At 68.3% G+C, this 24,071-nt stretch carries 18 protein-coding genes; 8 read left to right on the top strand and 10 right to left on the bottom strand.

The window, feature by feature from the left end; all coding sequences use genetic code 11:
• Both V7787_RS46165 and V7787_RS46160 read right to left on the bottom strand, forming a co-directional pair.
• On the bottom strand, positions 1 to 3,120 hold a 3,120-nt coding region (locus V7787_RS46165), incomplete at its 3' end, for an efflux RND transporter permease subunit (protein ID WP_336094449.1).
• Positions 3,121 to 3,231: 111 nt separating this feature from the next.
• Positions 3,232 to 4,272, bottom strand: coding sequence for an NAD(P)-dependent oxidoreductase (locus V7787_RS46160; protein ID WP_336094447.1), 1,041 nt, complete (start codon positions 4,270 to 4,272; stop codon positions 3,232 to 3,234).
• A 141-nt stretch (positions 4,273 to 4,413) separates the two neighbouring features.
• Between V7787_RS46160 and V7787_RS46155 the strand changes: the two genes are divergently transcribed.
• Entirely contained in the window at positions 4,414 to 5,007 is a 594-nt protein-coding gene (locus V7787_RS46155; protein WP_336094446.1) for a TetR/AcrR family transcriptional regulator, read from the top strand.
• 27 nt (positions 5,008 to 5,034) lie between these two features.
• Here the strand turns inward: V7787_RS46155 and V7787_RS46150 are convergent, their stop codons facing one another.
• Complete coding sequence (locus tag V7787_RS46150; RefSeq protein WP_336094445.1) at positions 5,035 to 5,424, bottom strand: hypothetical protein; 390 nt, start codon at positions 5,422 to 5,424, stop codon at positions 5,035 to 5,037.
• Positions 5,425 to 5,834: 410 nt separating this feature from the next.
• Between V7787_RS46150 and V7787_RS46145 the strand changes: the two genes are divergently transcribed.
• From V7787_RS46145 to V7787_RS46125, 5 genes are all read left to right on the top strand, one after another.
• Entirely contained in the window at positions 5,835 to 6,506 is a 672-nt protein-coding gene (locus V7787_RS46145) for a hypothetical protein (protein ID WP_336094444.1), read from the top strand.
• 36 nt (positions 6,507 to 6,542) lie between these two features.
• Positions 6,543 to 7,007: a hypothetical protein gene (locus V7787_RS46140; RefSeq protein ID WP_336094443.1), complete on the top strand. Its 465-nt coding sequence runs from the start codon at positions 6,543 to 6,545 to the stop codon at positions 7,005 to 7,007.
• Positions 6,925 to 8,676: an ABC transporter permease gene (locus V7787_RS46135; RefSeq protein WP_442965367.1), complete on the top strand. Its 1,752-nt coding sequence runs from the start codon at positions 6,925 to 6,927 to the stop codon at positions 8,674 to 8,676. The genes V7787_RS46140 and V7787_RS46135 overlap by 83 nt, the downstream gene beginning before the upstream one ends.
• A 73-nt stretch (positions 8,677 to 8,749) precedes the next feature.
• Positions 8,750 to 10,054, top strand: coding sequence for an ABC transporter ATP-binding protein (locus tag V7787_RS46130; protein ID WP_336094442.1), 1,305 nt, complete (start codon positions 8,750 to 8,752; stop codon positions 10,052 to 10,054).
• Positions 10,055 to 10,106: 52 nt separating this feature from the next.
• Positions 10,107 to 10,823, top strand: a complete 717-nt coding sequence (locus V7787_RS46125; protein ID WP_336094441.1) for an MgtC/SapB family protein — start codon at positions 10,107 to 10,109, stop codon at positions 10,821 to 10,823.
• A gap of 28 nt (positions 10,824 to 10,851) precedes the next feature.
• On the opposite strand, the gene V7787_RS46120 is transcribed toward V7787_RS46125, so the two are convergent.
• From V7787_RS46120 to V7787_RS46095, 6 genes are all read right to left on the bottom strand, one after another.
• Positions 10,852 to 11,841, bottom strand: coding sequence for a DUF1028 domain-containing protein (locus V7787_RS46120; RefSeq protein ID WP_336094440.1), 990 nt, complete (start codon positions 11,839 to 11,841; stop codon positions 10,852 to 10,854).
• Between the two features lie 69 nt (positions 11,842 to 11,910).
• On the bottom strand, positions 11,911 to 13,170 hold the full coding sequence (locus tag V7787_RS46115) for an RNA polymerase sigma factor (RefSeq protein WP_336094439.1): 1,260 nt from the start codon (positions 13,168 to 13,170) through the stop codon (positions 11,911 to 11,913).
• Between the two features lie 222 nt (positions 13,171 to 13,392).
• Positions 13,393 to 13,821 carry a YciI family protein gene (locus tag V7787_RS46110; protein WP_336094438.1) on the bottom strand — a complete coding sequence of 143 codons (429 nt, stop codon included), beginning with the start codon at positions 13,819 to 13,821 and terminating at the stop codon, positions 13,393 to 13,395.
• Between the two features lie 196 nt (positions 13,822 to 14,017).
• Positions 14,018 to 16,777 carry a TonB-dependent receptor gene (locus V7787_RS46105; RefSeq protein WP_336094437.1) on the bottom strand — a complete coding sequence of 920 codons (2,760 nt, stop codon included), beginning with the start codon at positions 16,775 to 16,777 and terminating at the stop codon, positions 14,018 to 14,020.
• A gap of 577 nt (positions 16,778 to 17,354) precedes the next feature.
• Positions 17,355 to 20,126 (bottom strand): TonB-dependent receptor, encoded by a 2,772-nt coding sequence (locus V7787_RS46100; protein WP_336094436.1) that lies wholly within the window; start codon positions 20,124 to 20,126, stop codon positions 17,355 to 17,357.
• A 797-nt stretch (positions 20,127 to 20,923) separates the two neighbouring features.
• Complete coding sequence (locus V7787_RS46095) at positions 20,924 to 21,280, bottom strand: ArsR/SmtB family transcription factor (RefSeq protein WP_336094435.1); 357 nt, start codon at positions 21,278 to 21,280, stop codon at positions 20,924 to 20,926.
• Between the two features lie 355 nt (positions 21,281 to 21,635).
• On the opposite strand from V7787_RS46095, the gene V7787_RS46090 reads away from it, so the two are divergent.
• Positions 21,636 to 22,760, top strand: a complete 1,125-nt coding sequence (locus V7787_RS46090) for a glycosyltransferase family 4 protein (RefSeq protein WP_336094434.1) — start codon at positions 21,636 to 21,638, stop codon at positions 22,758 to 22,760.
• 21 nt (positions 22,761 to 22,781) lie between these two features.
• Here the strand turns inward: V7787_RS46090 and V7787_RS46085 are convergent, their stop codons facing one another.
• A complete protein-coding gene (locus V7787_RS46085; protein WP_336094433.1) occupies positions 22,782 to 23,006 on the bottom strand; it encodes a hypothetical protein in 225 nt (74 codons plus the stop codon).
• A gap of 492 nt (positions 23,007 to 23,498) precedes the next feature.
• On the opposite strand from V7787_RS46085, the gene V7787_RS46080 reads away from it, so the two are divergent.
• The coding region (locus V7787_RS46080; protein ID WP_336094430.1) for an MFS transporter at positions 23,499 to 24,071 on the top strand (573 nt) is incomplete at its 3' end.

Genomic DNA, 24,071 nt, shown 5'->3' with positions numbered 1-24,071 from the left:
CCGGCTTACCCACTTGCGCAGCGCCACATAGAACACCGGCGTCAGGAACAAACCGAACACGGTCACCCCGAGCATGCCGGCGAACACCGTCACCCCGGTCGCCGCGCGCACTTCGCTGCCGGCGCCGTCGCCGAACAGCAGCGGCACGGTGCCGGCGATGAAGGCGATGGAGGTCATCACGATCGGACGCAGGCGCAGGCGGCAGGCTTCCAGCGCGGCTTCGACGATGCCCAGGCCCTGCTGCTCCAGTTCGCGGGCGAATTCGACGATCAAAATCGCGTTCTTGCACGCCAATCCCATCAGCACCACCAGACCGACCTGCACGAACACGTTGTTGTCGCCGCCGCTCAACCACACCCCGGCCAAGGCCGAGAGCAAGGTCACCGGCACGATCAGGATCACCGCCAGCGGCAGGGTCCAGCTCTCGTACAACGCCGCCAGCGCCAGGAACGCCAGCAGCACCGCCAGCGGGAACACGATCAACGCCGCCTTGCCCTGGGTCGCCTGCTGATAGCTCAGATCGGTCCATTCGATGCGCATGCCGTTGGGCAGGGTCTTGCGCGCCAGTTGCTCCAGCGACTGCATCGCCTGGGTCGAGGACAGCAGGCGCGGATCGGCCTCACCGGCCAGGTCCGCGGCCGGGTAGCCGTTGTAGCGGATCACCGGATCGGGGCCGTAGGTTTCGCTGAAGCTCACCATCGAGCCCAGCGGCACCATGTCGCCGCGGTCGTTGCGCACCCGCAGTTGGGCGATGTCCTCGACGCTGTCGCGGTGCGCGCCGTCGGCCTGGGCGATGACCTGGTAGGTGCGGCCGAAACGGTTGAAGTCGTTGACGTAGGCCGAGCCCAGATAAGTCTGCAAGGTGTCGAACAATTCGGTCAGCGGCACGCCCTGGGCCTTGGCCTTGACCCGGTCGACCTGGGCGTCGAGCTGCGGCACGTTGGCTTGGTAGGTGCTGATCGGATAGCCCAGCCCCGGCGTTTGCGAGATCGCCGCGGTGTAGTCGTTGAGCGCGTTCTGCAACGCGCCATAGCCTTGGCCGTCGCGATCCTGCACGTACAACGCATAGCCCGAACCGGTGCCCAGGCCGAGGATCGGCGGCGGCATGAACGAGAACGCCACGCCTTCCTGCAAGCCGGCGAACTGCTCGTTGAGTTCGGCGTTGATCTGCTCGGCGCTGCGGCCGCGCTCGGACAACGGTTCGAGTTCAAAGAACAAAGTTCCGGTGTTCGGAGTGTTGGTGTATTGCAGCGGGTTGAGGCCCGGATAGCTTTCCGAGGCGTGCACGCCTTCGGTGCGCATCGCGATCTCGCTCATCTTGCGGATCATCGCGTCGGTGCGCGACAGCGACGCGCCTTCGGGCAGCTTGACCCCGCCGATCAGATACAGCTTGTCCTGGGTCGGGATGAACCCGCCCGGCACCGCCTGATACATCGCGCCGCTGCCGGCCAGCAACACCAGATACACCGCCAGCACCGCGCCGCGGCGGCCGAGCAGGCGGCCGACCGCACCGTGGTAGCGCTGCGAACCGGTCTTGAAGAATCGGTTGAACGGACGGAACAGCCAGCCGAACAAGCGATCGATCAGCCGCGTCGGCGCGTCCTTGGCCGCACCGTGCGGCTTGAGCAGACGCGCGGCCAGGGCCGGCGACAGGGTCAGCGAATTGATCGCCGAGATCACCGTGGAGATGGCGATGGTCACCGCGAACTGCTTGTAGAACTGGCCGGTCACGCCCGACAGGAACGCCATCGGCACGAACACCGCGCACAGCACCAGCGCGATCGCCACGATCGGCCCGGACACCTCGCGCATGGCCTGATGCGCGGCCTGCAACGGGCTCAGCCCTTGTTCGATATTGCGCTCGACGTTCTCCACCACCACGATCGCGTCGTCGACCACGATGCCGATCGCCAGCACCAGACCGAACAGGCTCAGGGTGTTGATCGAAAAACCCAGCACGTACAACGCGGCGAAGGTGCCGACCACCGACACCGGCACCGCGATCAGCGGAATGATCGAGGCGCGCCAGGTCTGCAGGAACAGGATCACCACCAGCACCACCAACAGCACCGCCTCGCCCAGGGTGGTCACCACCGCGCGGATCGAGTCGCGCACGAACACGGTCGGGTCGTAGACGATCCGGTATTCCAGCCCGGGCGGGAAGCGCTGCGCCAGCTCGCGCATGCGTTCGCGCACCGCATCCGACAGCGCGATCGAATTCGCGCCCGGCGCTTCGAACACGCCGATGGCGACCGCGTCGACGTTGTCCAGCTGCGCGCGCATGGTGTAGTCGCCGGCGTCGAGTTCGACCCGCGCCACATCGCTAAGCCGCACGATTTCACCGTCGCTGCCGCTCTTGATCACGATCTGTTCGAATTCGGCCTCGGTCTGCAAACGGCCCTGGCTGTTGATCGGAATCAGGAATTCGTTGCTACCGGGCATCGGTTCGGCGCCGAGCTGGCCGGCGGAGACTTGCACGTTCTGTTCGCGGATCGCCGCGACCACGTCGCTGGCGCCCAGGCCGCGCGCGGCGATGCGGGCCGGATCCAGCCAGATCCGCATCGCGTAATCGCCGCTGCCGAACATCTGGGTCTGGCCGACGCCGGGCAGGCGCGACAATTCGTCCTTGAGCTTCAAGGTCGCGTAGTTGCGCAGGTACAGCGAGTCGTAACGGCCGCCGGGCGAGACCAGATGCACCAGCATGGTCATGGTCGGCGATTGCTTCTGGGTGGTCACGCCTTGCCGGCGCACGTCCTCGGGCAGACGCGCCTGCGCCTGGCTGACCCGGTTTTGCACCTGCACCTGGGCCAGATCCGGATCGGTGCCGGGACGGAAGGTCACCGTGGTCACCAACACGCCGTCGGTGCCGGCCACCGACTTCATGTACATCATGTCCTGCACGCCGTTGATCGCTTCTTCCAGCGGCGTGGCCACGGTCTGGGCGATGACCTTGGGATTGGCGCCGGGGTACACCGCGCGCACCACCACCGTCGGCGGCACCACGTCGGGGTATTCGCTGACCGGCAACAGCGGCAGCGCGATCAGGCCGGCGGCGAAGATCAGGATCGACAGCACCGCGGCGAAGATCGGTCGATCGATGAAGAAACGGGAGAGGTCCATGACGGCGTCCGGGGGCGGCGCGCGGCCGCAAGAGGTCGCGACCGGCGCCGATGCGCCGGTCGGTGTGGGAATGCAAAAAAACGGGATTGCGGCCGCGAGCGGCCGTCGCGTTTAGGCGGCGACGGGCAACGACAACTCGACGTCGGGCTTGCGCTGCACGCTCACGCCGAACTCCTGCAAGCGCCGCAGCTGATACACCGGGTCGATCAACACATCGGGGGTGTACAAGCCCGGCGCCACCGCCTCGCCGCCGGCCAGACCGAGCAGGCGCTCGACGCCGAGGGCGATGCCGACCGCGGTGATCGGCGCCTGACCTTGCGGATGCACCAGCTCATGACGCGCGCGCACTTGCCGGCCGTCGTGCAGCTCGCCTTCCAGCTCGATCGCGATCTCGGTGGAGAACGCTTCGCCGCGGCGGCGGCTGGCGCTTTCGCCCAGGGCCATGTCGAGCCGGATCGAATGCGCGTCGGTGGCCGCGGCCAGGCTGACCACGTCCATCGGCGAATACGCCGCCGCCTGGATTCCGACGCCGTCGACGCTGAGGAAACTGCTGGCGGCCTCGGCGTCGCGCACCCAGCGCCAGCGGCCGCGTTCGAGGATTTGCGCCGCCGCCGCGCTGGTCAGGCGCTCGTAATCGGCCGCCGCGGCCGGGCCGCCCATGTCTTGCTCATCGAGCAAGGCGGCGATGCGGATGCTGTCCAGACGGCGGAATTCCTGGGCGAAATGCAGCGCCGGCAAGGTCGCCGCGCCGGCCAGCCAATGGCTGGCGAGCAGCATCGGCGAGGCGCCCGGACGGCGCAGATAACGGGTCACTTCCGGCGCGATTTCGAACGAGCCGCTGGAGGTGCTCACGTACGGCAGACCGTGGCGCTGCGCGTATTTGATCGAGTTGGAGGTCTCGTCCTTGACGAACAACACCACCGCCGAGAACCGCGCGTCCTCGCCCAGACCCAGATCGGCGCGCTGCAGGTCCACCCGCACCGCCGTAGCGTTGCCGACCTGGGCGGCGACCGCCTCGGCCCGGGCCAGATCGCGGCCGGCGATGGCGATGGGCAGGTCCGGCTGCAAGCGGCGCAGCGCGTGGGCGCCCTGCGCGCCGACTACGCCGGAACCGCCGATGATCAGCACGGGTTTGAGGGTTTTTGCGTTCATGACCAAGACTCCGATGAGGCCGTGCCGCGGCGGTCCCGGGATGGGCCTCGCCACAAGCTACGATTGGTAAGTTACCAACAGTAAGATATGATTGAACTCCAATGTCAAGCGTTTATTTGCGCGCCCGGAGTCCCGACCCGCATGAGCCCGATCCCCGCCCCGTCCAAACGCCTGCCCAAGGCCGAGCGCCGCGAACAATTGCTGGAAACGGCGATGGCGATCGTGCGCGAGCAAGGCACCGATGCGCTGACCCTGGGCTATGTCGCCGAGCGCGCCGGCGTCAGCAAGCCGATCGCGTACGAGCATTTCGGCACCCGCTCGGGGTTGTTGATCGCGCTGTATCAGCAGATCGACGAACGTCAGGCCTCGACCTTGGCGCAAGATTTCGAGCGCACGCCCAAACGCCTGGCCGACGTCGCCGCGTTGATGGGCGAGAGCTACATGAGCTGCTTCCGCACCGCCGGCCCGGAATGCCATGCGATCTTCGCCGCGCTCAAGGGCGATGAGCAGATGGAACGGGTGCAGCGCGAAATGAGCGAGGGCTACGTGCGCATGTACCGCGATCTGCTGGCGCCGTATTCCAAGGTCGACGAAGGCGAACTGCTGCGCCGCTGCACCGCCATCATCGGCGCGGGCGAAGCGCTGTCGCGCGAGATGAGCGCCGAGCGCATGGACGAAGCGCAGGCGGCGCGGACGCTGGCGTCGTTGATCGCGAACTGGATGCGCGCGGACTGATCGTCGTGGCGCGGGTGGCGCGGTCGGCTAGTGGCAACCGCCGCCGCTAGCGCCGCAATCCCCGCTGCCGCCATCGCCGCCGCCCATCGCGCCGCCGCTGTCGCCGCTACCGTTGCCGCCGCTGTCGTGGCGCTCTTGGGTGTAGCGATACGCCATGGTCGAACTCCACACCGTGGCGCCGTCGCCGCGATGCAGCCTGCTCGTACGCGACACCGACATGCGCACCGCCGGCGGCTTGTGTTGCATGACCGCGTACAGCGCGATCGCCGCGCCGAGCACCGGCAACAACCAGATCAACGCCACCAGCCTGCGCCGCGAGCGTTCGGCGTTGTAACGGCCGTACAGCGCCAGCACCGTGGCTACGCCGTTGAGCACCAGCAAGGGCAAGGCCATCCAGGCCCAGTCGAACTCGTTCATCCGCGCGTCTCCGTGGCGGTGCGTCCTGACCCGCATGCTCGCGCAAAACCGCAAGGCGATTGTGAAGAATCCGCGCGCCGCCGCGGTGTTAACCGATCCTGGCCGCTGGCCGCGCGCTCGCGCCGCCGGGGTTGACCCGGGCGCTTTCGGCGAGGATCATGCGCCCGCTAACCCCCTCCCCGCCCTCCAGAGGCCCCCCTTGGACAGTCGATCTAGACCTACGCTGCAGCGCATTCGCTGACGGATCGTCACAGGTCTGGGATGTCCCAGGTCGGCGCCGTTCGCGAAGAACGGAGCCGCAATCGCCGAACCCGACACCGGTTCGCGCGTCTCCAACACGTACTGCAGTTTCCCTCTGAAGACACCTGCCCAGGTGGCCTTTGGCGTTTCCGTTGTTCCGGAGATCGCCGATGCCCCCGAAGACCGCATTGATCCTGATCGCGGCGCTCTCGCTCGCCCCCGTCGCGGCGGCGCGCGCCGGCGCCAGCCTGTTCGTCGATGACGCCGGCACCGTCGCGCCCGGCCATTGCCAGTTGGAAAGCTGGCTGCGCGCGGCCGCGCCGTCGCGCGAGCTGACGCTGGTTCCGGCCTGCGATGTCGCCGGCAGCGAGTTCGGCCTGGGCCTGAGCGGCTACGCCCGGCCGCACGCGCCGACGCTCGCTGCGTTCGGCGCCAAGCGCGTGCTGCACACCTCCGCTTCGCAGCGTTGGGCGCTCGCCGCTTCGCTCGGCGCCAACTGGCATCCGCGCGACGGCGGCTTCGACAGCTGGAATTTCAATCTGCCGCTGAGCGTGGCCGACGCCGAACGCGGCGACCGCTGGCATTTCAATCTGGGCTGGAACGCGCCGCGTCATGGCCGCGCCGCGATCACCGCGGGCATCGGCCTGGAGTACGCGCTGGCCGCCGATTGGAGCGTGCTGGCGGAAGTATTCGCCGAACACCGGCGCGGCCACGGCGCGCAACTGGGATTGCGCCGCGGCTTCGGCGCCGGCCACAGCGTGGATGTGTTGATCGGCGACCACAGCGACGACGGCCGAAGTCCGTGGCTGACGCTGGGCCTGAACCTGCTGCTGCCGCGCTGAGCGCGCGGCGCGCTCCGCGCATCGTCGAGGTGACTCATGTTTTTCAAATCCTGCATCACTCCACTGTTCATCGGCCCGGTGTTCAAGGGCCCTATCTGCGAGCGCCTGTCGTTCGTGGGATCGTTCCACGTCGCCTCACGCAAGTTGCCGGCGGGGCGCGCGATCTACACCACCTACGCCGCTCCGATCTTCCACGCCGACGGACTGCAAGCGGCCAACGACGGCGGCCGTCCGCTGGCGCGTTGGCGACGCGACCCGGCAAGCGGCCGGCTGGAATGCCGCTGGCTGGTGCCGGGCACCGGCGATGCCGGTATCGGCGAAGAACCTCCACCTGGTGCGTGCGCGCTACCCGCCCTCATCGGCGCCGCAAGCGGATTGTTCCGCGGCGCCGTCCGTTCCGGCCGTACCGAGGTTCGCCATGATCTCCATCTTCCGCCACCGCCCGCGTTTCCCCGCGATCGCCGCGCCGCGCCGCGCGCGCGATCTGTTCAATGTCCATGACCTGGCCGCGTTCGCGCTGCTGATCGCCGCCGCCGCGCTGCTCGGCCACGGCGCGGCGCAGATGCGCGAGCCGCTCGCCGCGCTCAGCGCCGACCCGGTCTCGCTGCAGGTCGCTAACCTGCCCGAATACGCCCTGCGCACCACCTTGCGCATGTTCGCGGCGATGCTGGCCTCGCTGTTGTTCACCTTCCTCGTCGCCACCTGGGCGGCCAAGAGCCAGCGCGCCGAACAAGCCATCGTGCCGGCGCTGGACATCCTGCAATCGGTGCCGGTGCTGGGCTTTCTCAGCTTCACCGTGAGCTTCTTCCTGGGCCTGTTCCCCGGCCGCCAGCTCGGCGCGGAATGCGCGGCGGTGTTCGCGATCTTCACCAGCCAGGCCTGGAACATGACGTTCTCGTTCTATCAGTCGCTGCGCACGCTGCCGCGCGATCTGGACGAAGTGGCGCGCGGGTTCGGGCTCAGCGCCTGGCAACGCTTCTGGCGTCTGGAAGCGCCGTTCGCGACGCCGGGGCTGGTGTGGAACATGATGATGTCGATGTCGGGCGGCTGGTTCTTCGTGGTCGCTTCCGAAGCGATCACGGTGGGCGACACCACCGTGGAATTGCCCGGCATCGGCTCGTACCTGGCTTTGGCCATCGCGCAGCAGAACGTTAACGCGGTGATCTGGGCGGTGCTGACCATGGCGGCGTTGATCGCGCTCTACGATCAGTTGCTGTTCCGCCCGATCGTGGCCTGGGCGGACAAGTTCCGGGTCGAACAAACCGCCGGGCAACAGCGGCCGGGTTCGTGGGTGTACGCCATGGCGCGGCGCACGCGTCTGCTCAAGCGCGCGTTGCGGCCGCTGGCGTGGCTGTGGCAGCGCGCGCTGCTGTGGCGCTGGCGCCCGCGCGCGATCCTTGCGGCGCCGCGCGCGGATGCGGACGTGCGGCGCGGCGATCGCATCTGGCTGGCGCTGGTCTCGGCGACGGCATTGTGCGGCGCGTGGATCGCGTTCGAGTACGGTCGCCGCACGCTGACGCTGGGCGATCTCGCCGAAGCCTTCGGCGGCGGCTTGGCGACGCTGCTGCGGGTGGCGGTGTTGATCGCCATCGCCACCGCGATCTGGGTGCCGGTCGGGGTGTGGATCGGACTGCGGCCGCGCTGGGCGCAACGGGTGCAACCGTTGGCGCAGTTGCTGGCGGCGTTTCCGGCCAATGTGCTGTTTCCGCTGGCGGTGATCGCGATCCTCGCCACCGGCGCCAACCCCGATGTGTGGCTGTCGCCGCTGATGGTGCTGGGCACGCAGTGGTACATCCTGTTCAACGTGATCGCCGGCGCCAGCGCGTTTCCGACCGATCTGCGCGAAGCCTCCAACGTCTACGGCCTGCGTTCGTGGACGTGGTGGCGGCGGGTGATCGGCCCGGCGATTTTCCCCTACTACGTCACCGGCGCGCTGACCGCTTCGGGCGGCTCGTGGAACGCGAGCATCGTCGCCGAGTGGGTGCACTGGGGCGATCAGCGCGTGCAGGCCCACGGCCTGGGCGCCTACATCGCCCGCGCCACCGAAGCCGGCGACTTCCCGCGCATCGTCCTCGGCGTGGCGGTGATGTCGCTGTTCGTGACCTTGTTCAACCGCGCGCTGTGGCGGCCGCTGTACGTCTACGCCGAGCGCCGGTTGCGGCTGGACTGAAGTCCGCCGCGTTCGCATACCTCTCATTAATTTTTCAGCGCGGCGTTCGGTCGCCGCGCATTGGAGCATCGCCATGAACGTTTCCCAGCACATCCGTACCGCCGCCCCGGCCCTGATCCAGGTGCGCGGCCTGCGCCAAAGCTACGACAAGGCCGGCGCCGCGCCGCTGCGGGTGCTCGACCGGGTCGATCTGAGCCTGCATTCGGGCGAGATCGTCGGCCTGCTCGGCCGCTCGGGCTCGGGCAAGTCGACCCTGCTGCGCGCCATCGCGGGATTGATCCGGCCGAGCGAAGGCGAGATCGTGCACCGCGATGCGGCGCAAACGCCGGCCGATATCGCCATGGTGTTCCAAAGCTTCGCCCTGTTCCCGTGGCTGACGGTGCTGCAGAACGTCGAGCTGGGACTTGAGGCGCGCGGCGTCCACGCTGCCGAACGCCGCAAGCGCGCGCTCGCAGCGATCGATCTGATCGGTCTGGACGGCTATGAAGGCGCATATCCGAAAGAACTCTCCGGCGGCATGCGCCAACGCGTGGGCCTGGCGCGCGCGCTGGTGGTGCAGCCGCGGGTGCTGCTGATGGACGAACCGTTCTCGGCGTTGGACGTGCTCACCGCCGAAACCCTGCGCACCGATTTGCTCGACCTGTGGTCGGAAGGCCGGATGCCGACCGAGGCGATGCTGATGGTCACCCACAACATCGAAGAAGCGGTGCTGATGTGCGACCGGATCCTGATCTTCGGCTCCAATCCGGGGCGGGTGATCGAAGAAATCCAGGTCGAACTGGCGCAGCCGCGCGACCGGCTCGACCCGGCGTTCCGCGCCCTGGTCGATGCGATCTATGCGCGCATGACCGGTTCGCCGCAAACCCCGGCCGCGCCCGCGCGCGCCGGCTTGGCCATGCCGCTGCCACAGGTGTCGAGCAATCTGATCGCCGGTTTGATCGAAGCCGTCGCCGCCGCGCCCTACCGCGGCCGCGCCGACCTGCCCGCGCTGGCCGCGGATCTGCGCATGGAGATCGATGAATTGTTTCCCATCGCCGAAAGCCTGCAGCTGCTGCGCCTGGCCGAGCTCGACGACGGCGACCTGCACCTGAGCGAGGCCGGCCGACGCTTCGCCGACGCCGACGTCGACGCGCGCAAGCGCTCGTTCGCCCAGCAACTGGCGGCCTACGTGCCGCTGGCCGCGCATATCCGCCGGGTGCTGGACGAACGCGCCGCGCATCAGGCGCCGGCGCGGCGGTTCCGCGACGAACTGGAAGACCACATGTCGGCCGAACGCGCCGCCGCGACCCTGCGCGCGGTCACCTCCTGGGCACGCTACGCGGAGTATTTCGCTTACGAGGAAGACGCCGACCGGTTCAGCCTGGACGACCCGCGCTGAGCCCGCCGCCCACTTCGCCCGCAATCGCTTGCCTTAAAGACCGGAGTCGCCCATGCGTTTCATCCAGACCTTTCACCTGCTCGCGTTCCTCGACACCGCGCTGAGCCTGTTCGCGGCGTTCGTGCTCGGCACCCTGATCGGCGCCGAACGCCAGTACCGCCAGCGCACCGCGGGCCTGCGCACCAACGCGCTGGTCGCGCTGGGCGCGGCGGCGTTCGTCGATCTGGGCATGCGCCTGGCCGGCAGCGTCGAGGCGGTGCGGGTGATTTCTTACGTGGTCTCGGGCATCGGCTTTCTCGGCGCCGGCGTGATCATGAAAGAAGGCATGAACGTGCGCGGGCTCAATACCGCCGCGACCCTGTGGTGCTCGGCCGCGGTCGGCGCCTGCGCCGGCGCGGACATGATCGCCGAGGGCGTGCTGCTGACCGGCTTCGTGATCGCCGGCAATACCTTGCTGCGGCCGCTGGTCAACGCGATCAACCGCATTCCGATCGATGAGCAGACCTCGGAGGCGACTTACGAGGTGCGTTTGAGCGTCGAGCCCGAGGCCGCGCCGGCCGCGCGCGATGCGCTGGTCGAGCATCTGGAAGCGGCGAGCTATCCGGTCGGCGATGTCGATGTCGATGAGCATGGCGAGAGCTCGGTGGAGATCGTCGCGACCTTGGTCAGCACCGCGGTCGATGCCGCCGAGCTGGATGCCGTGGTGGCGCGATTGCGTCGCTTGCCGGGGGTGACGCATGCGACGTGGGAGTCGAGCACGCGCGATTGAGGCGCCGTGGCGAGCGGAACGGCGCGCCTCAGTCGCCCGGCGAATTCTCCGCGATACGTTCGCGCAATCGTGAGAACGCCGGGTCCGCGCGCAACGGCGCGTATATGTCGTCGTCGATTTCGCTGCGCGCCCACACCGGGTTGATGCCGGCGAACACGCCGAGATATTCCAGCGCGCGGTCGCGATCGCCCATCGCCACCGTCAACCGCGCCGCGCTGCGCCAGATCCGGTCCCATTGATGACTCAGACGCAGCGCTTGGCTGCGCTGAGCGCGTGCGGCGACCAGATCGCCGCGCCGCGCCGCGCGTTGCGCGGCCAATATCGCCTGGTGGGCGCGGAACTGATCGTGCAAGCGCGACAGATCGGCGACCGGATCGGCCGAACCGTCCACGCGCAAGTCGATGTCCTGAAAGCCGCCCTCAAGCGTGGCCACGCGCAACGCCGCCGACAGTCCGCCGATGCGCTGGCCGCCGGCGGCCTGGCCGGCGCGCAAGGCCGCCATCAGGCGTTCGGACAACTCGCCGCGGCCGCGGCGATACGCGCGCTCCATCGCGTCGAGTACCTGGGCCGACGCCAGGCCATTGCCTTGCACCGCATAGCCCTCGCCTGCGCGCGCGCCGGCCCAGGCCGAGTCCTGCGCGTCGCGGCCGGTGTACACCGCGGCGTGTCCGCCGGCGTCGACTAAACCGACCTGACGCTCGCCGATGGTGCCGCCTTCGAAGCCGCCGTCCTCATCGAGCAGACGTTGCAACGCGTCCTTCGCCGTCGCCCCGCCGGCCAGCAAGTCCAGGCCTTTGGGCCCGTAGTTCGGGTTGGTTTCGAACTGCGTCGCCAGCGCGCCGACCTTGGCCCGCGCGTGGATCACGCTGGCGCCGACGGCGAGATTGTGGGTGGCGACCGCGGCGCCGCAATTGCCTTGGCCGTCGCAGGCGACGATGGAGTACGTCGCGCCGGCCGGAGCGGCGAACAGCGCGGCGGACAATGCGAAAGCTGAGGCGATGCGGCGGGCGATGCGCATGAGTGAGTTCTTCGTCGAAGCGATTTCGGTTCGGTCCGCGCCCATCCGCGCGCAGGGCACGGCCGGTTGTTAGACGCTCTGCGCCGCCCGCGCCAGCAACATCTCGCGTTCGCGCTCGTTGCGGGTTAGCGCGGCCGCACGCTCGAACTCGGCGCGCGCCTCCTCGCGCCGGCCCAGTTTGAACAGCAGATCGCCGCGCACCGTCGGCAACAGGTGGTAATGCTTCATCGACGGCTCATCGACCAAGGTGTCGGCCAGTTGCAGCCCGGCCGCGGGACCGAACGCCATCGACAAAGCGACCGCGCGATTGAGTTCGATCACCGGCGAAGGCGTGCGCAACGCCAGCCGCTGGTACAACGCGGCGATGCGCGGCCACGGCGTGTCCTGGGCGCTGACCGCGCGCGCGTGGCAGGAGGCGATCGCGGCCTGCAAGGTGTACGGCCCGTTCGATCCGCCCAGTTGCACCGAGCGTTCCAGCGCGCTCAGGCCGCGTTGAATCTGGATCCGGTCCCAGCGGCTGCGGTCCTGGTCCAACAGCAGGATAGGCTGACCGTCCGGGCCGATCCGCGCCTTGGCGCGCGAGGCCTGGATTTCCATCAGCGCGACCAGCCCGTGCACCTCGGCTTCCTTGGGCATCAGCCCGACCAGGATGCGGCCCAGGCGCAGCGCGTCTTCGCACAGGCCCGGACGCATCCAGTCGTCGCCGGCGGTGGCCGAATAGCCTTCGTTGAAGATCAGGTAGATCACTTCCAGCACCGAGGACAGGCGCTCGGCCAGTTCCTCGCCGCGCGGCACTTCGAACGGCACCTGCGCGTCGGCCAGGGTGCGCTTGGCGCGGACGATGCGCTGGGCGATGGTCGGCTCGCTGGCCAGGAACGCGCGCGCGATCTCGTCGGTGGTCAGGCCGCCGAGCAGGCGCAGGGTCAGCGCCAGCCGCGCTTCGGTGGACAGCACCGGGTGGCAGGAGATGAACACCAGCCGCAGCAGATCGTCGCCGATGTCGTCGTCGAGTTTGTCGAAGAACGCGTCCTCGACCTCGTCCTGGCCCGATTCGATCTCGTAGCCGATTTCCTCGTGCTTGCGATCGAGCAGCTTCTTGCGCCGCAAGCGGTCGATGGCGCGGTTCTTGGCGGTCTGCATCAACCACGCGCCAGGATTGTCGGGCACGCCGCTCTCGGGCCACTTCTCCAGCGCCACCACCAGCGCGTCCTGGGCCAGTTCCTCGGCCAATCCGACGTCGCGGACCATGCGGGTGAGGCCGGCGATGAGCTTGGCCGATTCGATCCGCCAGACGGCGTCGATGGCGCGGTGGGTGTCGGTGGCCGTCATGGCGAGGGATGACACCACCTCGCGCGCTGGCTCGCAAGGGTCGGGCGCGCGAAGGCGTGTTTATGTCTGTAGCGGCCGCAGGCTCAGACGGCCCGGCCGGTTTGCGCGCGGCGCATCGCCGCGACGCAATGGTTCGTCCACGGCGCGCCGGAACGGCCGTCGACAGCGGCGAAGCCATCGACCGGGCGCGAACCCGGTCGGCTGCTTCGCCGCGCCGCCCGATCAGCCGGCCTGGCGCGCGACTTCCTCGCGCAGACGGTCTTCGGCCGCGCGCAGCTCCGGGGTCAGCGCTTCGCCGAAGTCGGCCGGGTCGAACACCTGGCGGATTTCGATCTGCGATTGCACGCCGTCCAGGTTGGGCACGCGCTTGACCCACTCGACCGCTTCTTCCAGCGAACGCGCCTGGATCAGCCAGAAACCGGCGATCAGCTCGTGGGTTTCGGCGAACGGGCCGTCGACCACCCGGCGGGCGCGGCCGTCGAAGTGGACTCGCGCGCCGCGCGAGCTGGGGTGCAGGCCTTCGCCGCCGAGCAGGACGCCGGCCTTGACCAGTTCCTCGTTGTACTCGCCCATCGCGGTGAGCAGTTCGGTATCGGGCATCGTGCCGGCTTCGCTGTCGGCGGTGGCTTTGACAATCAGCATGAATTTCATGGTCGTGGTCCTTGGGCCGGCCGGCGCCCCGACGGGGCGCTGCGCGGCGGCTTATCTGAACGACGAACGGGATTGGGCGGAATCGACACGAGCGGACGGAAAAAAGATCGGCCCGTCCCGCGGACACGGAACGGGCCGAAAGAACGCGCCCCGGCGAGGCGGCGCGCCCAGACCTTCCTGGCAACCGGAGTGAGGCTTAGAAGGTGTACTTCACCCCGAGATTGAAGTAGCGGCCGATCGCGCCGCTGGAGTGCATCGGGTTGTAATTGACCGCGCCGTAGGTGAAGGCATCCAGCGGGGCGATGCGGTCGGCCACGTTCTGGATCGAACCGAACACCTCGATGCCATCGACCGGACGCCAGCGGGTGGACAGGTCGAAGGTGGTGAACGAAGGCAGCCGGCAGCCCACCGCGGCGGTGCAGGGCTCGCTGGTGTCGTGCACGTTGCGCAGGCCGGACACGTAGTTGGCGACCGTGCTCAGGCTGAACTTGCCCAGATCCCAGGTCAGGCCCAGATTGATCTTGTCCCGCGGCGTGCCGATGCAATTGCTGATGTCGCAATTGCCGTGGGTGCCGAGGTAATCCAGGGTTTGGCCGGCCACGTCTTCGCGCTCGAAGCGGGTGATGTGGCTCCACTGCAGGTCCACGCCGAGCTCGCCGTACTGGCCCAGATCGAAGTCCTGACGCGCGTCCAGGTCGATGCCGCGCACGCGGGTCTGGTTGGAATTGACGTAGGACGCCTGCGCCGCCAACAAGGTGCCGGTGCCGGGCACTCCGCCGAGCAAATCGTCGTTGCGCACGACCCGGCCGGCCGCGATCGCCGCGGCGGAGCTTTCCTGGCTGATCTCATCGCTGCGCTGGATCTGCCAGGCATCGACGGTGATCGTGGTCGAGGCGGTCGGCTCGAACACCAGGCCGAGGGTGTAACTCTTGGACTGCTCCGGCAGCAGGTTCGGATTCGGGCTGGTGATCACCGCGACCGGGGTATTGCAGTCGCTGGGGCTGGCGCCCGGCGCCTGGGTGCCGCCCGGGCAGCGCACCGGATCGCGCGCGGTGGTGAATCCGGCCAGGCCGCCCTTGCCCGACTCGGCCGGATTGGGCGCGCGGAAACCCTCGGCGTAGGTTGCGCGCAGCGCCAGTTGTTCGATCGGCTTCCACTTCAGCCCGAGCTTGGGCGTGGTCGCGCTGTCGCCGCCCTTGTAGCTGTCGTAGCGCACCGCGCCGGACAGTTCCAGGCTCTGAAGCAGCGGCGCGATCGCTTCGATGTAGGCCGCGGCGACTTCCTGCTTGCCGCTGTAGGCCGAATAGCCCAGACCGATGATGTCGCCGCGGTCGGTGTAGGACTGCGGGGTCAGCTCGACGCTCTGGCGCCGATACTCGCCGCCCAGGGCGATGCCGAAGGCGCCGCCGGGCAGATCGAACAGCGTGCGCGAGCCCTTGAGATCGAACAGATCCAGCTTGGTTTCGGCGTCGGCGTGAATGCGCGGCGAGATGTAGTCGTACAACGCCTGCGAGTTCGCGCCCGATCGCGTGCCCAGGCGCCAGTAGCCGCCGGGGCCGGTGCCGTTGGTCAGCGCATCGCGCACCGCGCTGTAGCGCAGGAAGCCTTCGCGCTCGTTGCGCAGCGAGGTTTCCGAATGCAGGTAGGCCGCGTCCACGTCCCAACTGCCGATCGCGCCTTTGACGCCGGCCAGGAACCGGGTGAACTGGTTGTCGTTGCGGGTCACCCGCGGGCCGACGTCCCACGCCGAGTAGCGCAGCGGCGCCGACGTGCCGGGGAACGGATTGTCGGGATGATTGGGCCCCAGCACCACCGCACCCGCGCCGCCGCTGGCGTTGACCGGTCCGCCCGGGTAGCCCCAGGAGCCGGACACGCCCGAGGGGGTGGTGATGAAGGTGTTCTTTTTCTTCGAATAACCCGCTTCGACATAGGCCTCGAAATTGTCCGAGATCGCGAAGGTGCCGCGGCCGAACAGATTCAGGTACTTCTCTTGCGGCGTCAGGCTGCGGAACTGGCCGACCTCCCACACGCAGCCGCCCTGCGGATCGGGCGCGAGGCTGGAGTATCGGGCGCAATCGGCGGCCGTGCCCAAGGACCGATAGCCGTTCGGCCCGCGCACGTTGCCCACCGGCGAAGAGCTGGCGCTGGCGCGACCGGGATTGATGTAGCCGGCCAGGAACTGACTGGTGATGCTGTAGCCCCACGGGCGGATATCGCCGCTGCCGATCCACTTGCTGCCGCGGCGGTCGGAAATCTGGATCTCATCGCTCTGGCTGACTTCGGCGTTGAAGAACACGTTGTAGCCGTTCTCGGCGAGCTTGCCGAAACCGTAGGTCAGCGAGGCCTTGCTCTGCTGGCCGTCGCCTTCGCCGGACACGCCGTAGGACAGACGCGCGGTGGCGCCGGTGTACTCGCGGCGCAGAATGATGTTGACCACGCCGGCGATGGCGTCGGAGCCGTAGATCGCCGAGGCGCCGTCCTTGAGCACTTCCACCCGCTCCACCGCATCCATCGGAATGGTGCTCAGGTCGGTGAAGACTTTCTGGCCATCGTCGGCCAAGCCGTAAGGGGCCATGCGCCGGCCGTTCAACAGCACCAGGGTCGAACCCGCGCCCAGACCGCGCAGCGAAATCCCCGTTCCGCCGCCGGCGAAGCCGTTGCCGAAGGTCTTGGGAACCGAGCCGGCGCCGTCGGTGGTCAGGGTCTGCAAGTACTCGGCGATGGTCGCCTTGCCGGTGCGATCGATTTCTTCGCGGCTGACCACTTGCACCGGCGACGCGGTTTCCAGGTCGCCGCGGCTGATGTTGGAACCGGTGACCTGGATGCGGCCCAGATCGGTGGCGGGCCCGGACGCTTGCGTTTGCGCGAACGCGGCGGCGGGAACGAAGACGGCGCTGGTGACGCTCGCGCAGAGCAAGGCGCGGCGGATGGCGCGAGTGAGGATGGCATGCGGCATGTAACGACTCCGGTGATGGCGAACGGACGGCGATTCCGATCGCCGTGTGACGTGCCGTTCCCTCGTCGTTTCGAATCGACGCGATCGCCGCGGTCTGCCGATGCGCGAGTTCCTCCGCTGCGCGGATCGGCGCGGCGAAGATCGATCGGTCTGGACTGACTGCGTTGCGAACTTACGCCCCGGCACCCCTGCGTACGGGGCCGAAAAATAGACCGTCTTCGCCGCCGCGTCCATGTGCGCCGCCCCTTGAAATCAAGGCGTTTTTAGGCATTTGTGCCGGATATACACGCGACTTATGCCGTATCGCATCAGCGGTGTTTAGCGAGTCCACACTCAGGCTGTTTTTTCTTCGAATTCAAAAAAATTTCGCGTGCCATTTGAATGCACGCAGTCGTTCTGCAGAACATTTTTCGATCGATCTTGACCACCTCAGTAACGCAGCCGACACGGACAAGAAAACGGCCCGTTCCGCCGCGAGCGGAACGGGCCGATAAGCGCGCGGCCGCTGGGAGCGGATGCGCGAAGCGCCTTAACGGCTGGAGATCGGTTGCGATGGACTAGCGATGGCGTACCCGGCTCACTGGAAGGTGTACTTCACTCCGAGGGTGAAATAGCGGCCGATCGCGCCGCTGGAATGCATCGGGTTGTAGTTGATGGCGCCGTAGGTCAACGGATCGAGCGGAGCGATGCGGTCGGTCAGGTTCTGGATCGAACCGAACACTTCCACCCCGTCCTTGGCCTTCCAGCGGCCGGACAGATCGAAGGTGGTGAACGAAGGAATCCGGCAACCGCCGCCGGGGGCGTTGCTGCCGTCGGCGTAGCGGCTGGCGCAGGGGCCGCCTTCGAAGCGCACGTTCTTGAAGCTGGAGATGTAGTTGGCCACGCCGCTGAGGCTGAACTGGCCGATCTCCCAGGTCGCGCCGAAGTTGATCTTGTCCTTGGGCGTGCCGATGCAGTTGGTGACGTCGCAGTTGCCGTGGGTGCCGGCGAACTCGGTCTTGCTGCCGTCTTCTTCTTCGCGCTCGAACTTGCTGACGTGGCTCCACTGCAGGTCCAGGCTGAGCTTGCCGTGCGCGTCCAGGTCGAAGCGCTGGCGCACGTCCAGATCGATGCCGCGCACGGTGGTGGAGGCCGAGTTGACGTAACTGGCCAGCGCCGCCAGCAAGGTGCCGCTGTTGGGTTGGCCGGGCAGGTTGTTGTCGCTGCGGATCACGTGGCCGGCGGCGATCGCCGCGTCGGTGGTTTCCACGTTGATCTCGTTGCTGCGCTCGATCTGCCAACCGTCCAGGGTCATGGTGGTGTTGGGCGTGGGCTCGAACACCAGGCCGACGGTGTAGCTCTTGGATTCCTCGGGCTTGAGATCGGGATTGGGGCTGGTGATCACCGCGATCTGGATGTCGCAGTCGCGCACGCTGCCGCCGGGCGCGGGCGTGCCGCCCGGGCAACGCAGCGAGTCGGCGGCCGCGGCGAAACCGGCCAGACCGCCCTTGCCCGATTCGGCCGGGTTGGGCGCGCGGAAGCCTTCGGCGTAAGTGGCGCGCAAGGCCAGTTGCTGGATCGGCTGCCACTTCACCCCGAACTTGGGCGTGGTGGCGTTTTCGCCGCCCTTGTAGCTGTCGAAACGCACCGCGCCGGACAGCTCCAGGCTCTCCAGCACCGGCGCGACCATTTCGGCGTAGGCCGCGGCGACTTCCTGCGAGCCGCTGTAGGCCGAATAACCCAGACCGATGATGTCGCCCATGTCGGTGTAGGTCTGCGGCTTGAGTTCGGCCTTCTGCCGGCGCCATTCCGCGCCCAGGGCGATGCCGAGCGAGCCGCCCTTGAGCTCGGCGAGCGAGCGCGAGCCCTTGATGTCGAACAGATCCAGGGTGGTCTTGCCGTCGGCGTGGATGGTCGGCGAGATGTAGTCGTACAGCGCCTGGTTGTTGAGGTTGGCGTTCTGGCCGATGCGCCAGTAGCCGCCGGGGCCGGTGCCGTTGGTGAGCGCGTCGCGCACCGCGCTGTAGCGCAGGAAGCCGTCGCGGGTGTTGGTCAGATCGCTCTGCGAATGCAGATACGCCACGTCCATGTCCCAGGCGCCGGCGGTGCCCTTGATCCCGGCCAGCACGCGGCTGAATTCGCTGTCGCTGCGGATGATGCGAGGGCCGACATCGAAGGCGGCGTAGCGCAGGTTGGCGCTCTGGCCGGGGAACGGGTTGTCGGGATGGTTCGGCCCCAACACCACCGCGCCGTCGCCGGAATCGGCGTTGACCGGGCCGCCGGGATAACCCCAGGCGCCGGACACGCCCGAGGGCGTGTTGTAGAAGGTGCTCTTCTTCTTCGAATAGCCGGCTTCGACATAGGCCTCGAAGTTGTCCGAGATCGCGAAGGTGCCGCGGCCGAACAGGTTCACGTATTTCTCTTCGGGCGTGAGGCTGTTGAACTGGCCCGATTGCCACAGACAGCCGCCGGCCGGATCTTGCGGCGTCACCGGCGACAGCTGCGCGCAGCCGGGCAGCGACTGGTATTGGCCGGTGACTGGGTTCTTGACGTTGCCCGCGGGCGAGCTGGTCGCATCGGTGCCGAGGATGTAGCCGGCCAGGAAGCGCTTGGTCTGCGGATAACCCCAGCGCCGCGCATCGCCGGTGCCGATCCATTTGCGGTCGCTGCGGTCGGCGACCTGGATCTCGTCGGTCTGGCTGCCTTCGATGTTGAAGAACACGTTGTAGCGGTCCTCGGCCAGGCTGCCGAAGCCGAAGGTCGCCGAGGCCTTGGCCTGGGTGCCGTCGCCTTCGCCGGACACGCCGATCGAACTGCGCACGGTGACGCCGGTGAATTCCTTGCGCAGGATGATGTTGACTACGCCTGCGATGGCGTCGGAGCCGTAGATCGCCGAGGCGCCGTCCTTGAGCACTTCCACCCGCTCCACCGCATCCATCGGAATGGTGCTCAGGTCGGTGAACACCTTCTGGCCGTCGTCGGCCAGGCCGTAAGGCGCGGTGCGCCGGCCGTTCAACAACACCAGGGTCGAACCCGCGCCCAGACCGCGCAAGGACACGCCGGTGCCGCCGGCGGCGAAGCCGGTGCCGTAGCTGCGCGGCACCGAGCCGGAGCCGTCGGTGGTCAGCGTCTGCAGGTATTCGGCGATGGTCGCCTTGCCGGTGCGGTCGATCTCTTCGCGGCTCACCACTTGCACCGGCGATGCGGTTTCCATGTCGCCGCGGCTGATGTTGGAACCGGTGACTTCGATACGTTCGAGCGTGGTGGCGGGCGGCGCGTCTTGCGCTTGGGCGGCGAGCGGCGCGGCGCTGACGATGGTGGCTGCGAACAGCGCGCGGGAGATGGCGCGGCTGAGTGTGGCGTGCGGCATGGTCGGCTCCTGTGGGTGGTTTCCCTTTTGCGAATCGATGCGACTACGGCGATCAGTTTCGAAAAGACCCGCATGCGCCGTTGTGCCGTCAGATCAAGAACACTGCGCGCGAGCGCGTAACCGGATATGCACCGGTTGCGAAATCGCAGGCAAATGCCGGGTTTTTCTTAGGTTTTCGAGCATCCCCTGGATCGACGGCGTTCGCGCTGCGGCATGGCGCGCATGCGCGCGGCGCGAACCGTCGACGTTAATGCGTTCGCGCGCCGCCGGACTTCGACGCAGTTCCGTTTAAGCGGCTCGCGACTTTGCGGAGTGTGTCGGGCTGATGCGCGGCGCGATTGGGCGCGGTGCGTGCGGTGGCGATGCGCGAGGTCGGTTTGCTATGCGATGTGCGCTTGCGGCGATGCGCGGCAGGCCGCGGATATCGATTCGCCGCGCGCGTTCGCCGATGCGGCGCGCGCAATGATCGCTACGCTGAATGCGCGATGCGGCGTCGCGGTGGGATGCGGATGATCGATGCGCAGGACGGATCGCGCGTCGCGCGCATCGACTCAGCGCTCAAGCGCGTTCGGGCGTTCTGACTTTGCTCGGTGCCGACGCCGTTGCGGCGCTGTCCGCCGTCGCTGGCGCGGGCCGCGCGCCGACGGTGACCCGGATCGCGCTGGCCAGCGGACTGGGCAGGCCGCAGCACGGCGCCCTGTCCGGCGCGGCGGATGCGGCGGCGCGCTTGCCGCGGACGGGCGCGCCGGCGTCAGCCATGGCCCGTACGCGCAGGCGATGCCGCGAGCGCGCGGCGGCTAATCCGGATCGCGCCCATGGGCTGCCTCTGCGGTGTGCTGCAACTGCACCAGGTAGTCGTCGAGCCGCTGCAGGCGCTGGTCCCAGAACTCGCGGTAGCGGTCGAGCCAGCCCGAGACCTCCTGCAAGCGCGCGGTTTCCAGCCGGCACGGCCGCCATTGCGCTTCGCGCCCGCGCGCCACCAGGCCCGCGCGTTCGAGCACTTTGATGTGCTTGGAGATCGCCGGCAGGCTCATCTGGAAGGGTTCTGCCAGCTCGGTGACGCCGGCTTCGCCGCTGGCGAGACGGGCCAGGATCGCGCGCCGGGTCGGGTCGGCAAGGGCGGCGAAGGTGGTGCTGAGCGAATCGGCGGGCATTGAACTGAACCAGTGGGTTAAATAACTCGGCTAATAGATGCCCTGCGCGGACAGGGTGTCAAGGGCGTTGTGACGGTGTCGTTCAGGCGTTCCGGCCTGAATCCGGGCGGCTTACCGTTCACGATATTCATGAATGGAATCAATTTTTACTGCGCCCTGGAACGCGCACCATCACATAATAAATGTGACGATGATCGCACTAATGGAGAAGAGCTGATTCGGCTGCATGTCCCGTTAGTCGTTTCGACCTGGGCCTGCAGCATCCGATGAAGTTTCCGACCTCCAACGCGATCCCAGCCCGCGCGCGGCCGACCGCCAGCGCATCCGCGCGCGCATTGCGCGCAGGCGGCCGCCGATGCGCATAGGCCTGGACTACCGCGCCGCCACCGCCGCGCCCGGCACCGATACCGGCCGGCAGATCCTGGCCCTGGAACGCGCCCTGCGCCGTCGCGGCGACGTGGAAACGGTGTTGTTCACCGAAGCCCCGCTCGGCCATCCGCATCGCGCCATCGCGGTCGCCGCCGACCTGCCCGCGGCCGCGGTGTCCGAATCGCCCGGGCTGCGCCGGCACTGGCGCTATCAAGCCGATTTCCTGCCCAAGGCGCTGCGCCAGGAAAGCGTCGACGTCTACATCGCCAGCGCCAACGACGGCATGCCGGTGTGGCGCAAGCCGGCGCAGTTGCGGCAAGTGCTGCTGTTGCACGATCTGTTCCGGCTGACCCTGCGCCGGCCGCGCAGCTCGCCGTGGCGCGCGCTGACCTCGCGCCTGGTCGATGAGGCCCGGATCGGCCATTCGGTCGCCGCCGCCGACGCCATCTGGACGCCGTCGCGCTACACCACCGCCGAATGCGGCCGCCTGTACCCGGCCCACGCGCACAAGCTGTACGTGTTGCCCGATGCGGTCGCGCCGCTGCCGGCGCCGGCCGATCGCAGCCGCCTGCAACGGCCGTTGCCGCCGCGCTATTGGCTGCTGGTCGGCACCCGCGAACCGCGCAAGAACGCCGATCTGTTCTTGTGCGCGTGGCTGGACGCGCGGCGCCAGCACTACGACACCCCCGACCTGGTGGTGGTCGGAGCGCCCGAAGACGTCGCCCCGGAGTTGCAGCGCATCAACGGCGTGCATTGGTTCGCCGATGTCGCCGAGGCCGAACTGGCGCGGCTGTATCTGGACGCGGAACGCTTGTGGCAGCCGTCCTACGCCGAAGGCTTCGGCTTGCCGGTGCTGGAAGCCCTGGCCGCCGGCACGCCGGTGGCGGTGGCCGAAGGCAGCGCGCTGGAAGAAGTCGCGCCGATGGACATGCCGCGCTTCGATCCGCACGACCGCCACGGGCTGGCCCAGTTGATGATCCGGCTGAGCCGCGAATCGGTGGTCGGCAGCGCCGAACAGCGGCGCGCGTTCGCCCAGCGCTTCGCGCCCAATGCCTATGCCGCGCGGGTCGGCGCGCTGCTCGACGAACTGCTCAAGCCGGGCCGTCCGTAGCCGCGCTCGCGGCCGCGCGCCTCACTCGTAGGGCGCGTGCTGCAAGCCTTGCGACACCATCATGCGGTTGATGTGCGAGACCACGTGCCCGCGCTCGGGCCGCGGCGTCACCGTCAACAGCCGTTCGATCAGGCTGTCCACGCGGGTCCAGAACACTTCGTCGTCGCTCCAGTGCCGTCGCCAGATCGGCAAGGCGGCGCTGAGCTGGCATAGATCGCCATCAAGTTCGGCTCGGGTTCGATGCATGACCACTCCCCTTGCAGCGACGGGTCGCCCCGTCTTTCAGCATTGCGATGACGGCCGCAGCCGCGCGTTTGAACCACTGACCGTCGCTGCCGGGGGTTGCAGAGACGTACCTGCCGCAATCGCCGCCGCAGATTCCACTGCGGTCGATACGGCTGCGGGCGCTCCCTGACACGAACGTGCGCGGGTGCGCTTTGCCCCACCTTACTGCATCGAGTTTCTGTCGAAAAGGTGAACGTAGTCACGCCTTTCATGCTTTGCCTCGGCGCGAAGCGCTGGGGAACGGCGGCGACGGCGCGGCGGCGTGCCCGCTGCGGCGGGGCGGACGCGAACGCGCCGGGTGGCGGGCCGTCGGCGGCCGATTCGCAGGCGCGCGATCGGCCCGCGCGCGCAGCGTTGCGTGGCGATGGATCGCAGTGTTCCGGACGCTCGCGTTGACCTGAAGCTTGGTTGAGGTCGCAAGGTAGCCGCCATCGTCCTGCCTCGACCGACCCGATGAAAACCCTGGCCCTGACTTCGCAACCGAGCGCCCCCACGGCGCTGCCCGCCGCCAGCGAGCGCACCGATTGGCTGGCGGTCGCGGCGGTGTTTTTCGCCGGTCTGGCGGCCGCGCTGCAGGTCGGCAAGACCGCCATCGCGCTGCCGGCGCTGCGCCTGGATCTGGGCCTGGACCTGCGCAGCGGCGGCTGGCTGATGGCGGTGTTCGGACTGCTCGGACTGATCGCCAGCGTGCCGGTGGGCGCGCTGGTGGCGCGGGTGGGCGACCGCCGCATGCAGGTCGGCGGCTTGAGCGCGATGGCCCTGGGCAGCGCGCTGGGCAGCCAGGCGCACAGCCTCAACGCGCTGCTGGCCACGCGCGTGCTCGAAGGCGCCGGCTTCCTGCTGTTCGCGGTGGCCGGCGCGAGCGTGCTGCAGCGCTTGTCGCGGCCGCAGGACCGCGCGGTGGTGTTCGCGATCTGGAGTTGCTACATGCCCGCGGGCATGGCCCTGGCCCTGGCCACCGGCGCGGCGGTCGAGGGCTGGCGCGGTTTCTGGCAACTCAATGCGCTGTTGTGCGCGGCCGCCGCG

The organism is Pseudomonas sp. CGJS7 (genome assembly GCF_036961695.1).
This window is presented reverse-complemented; position numbering and strand designations above follow the sequence as displayed.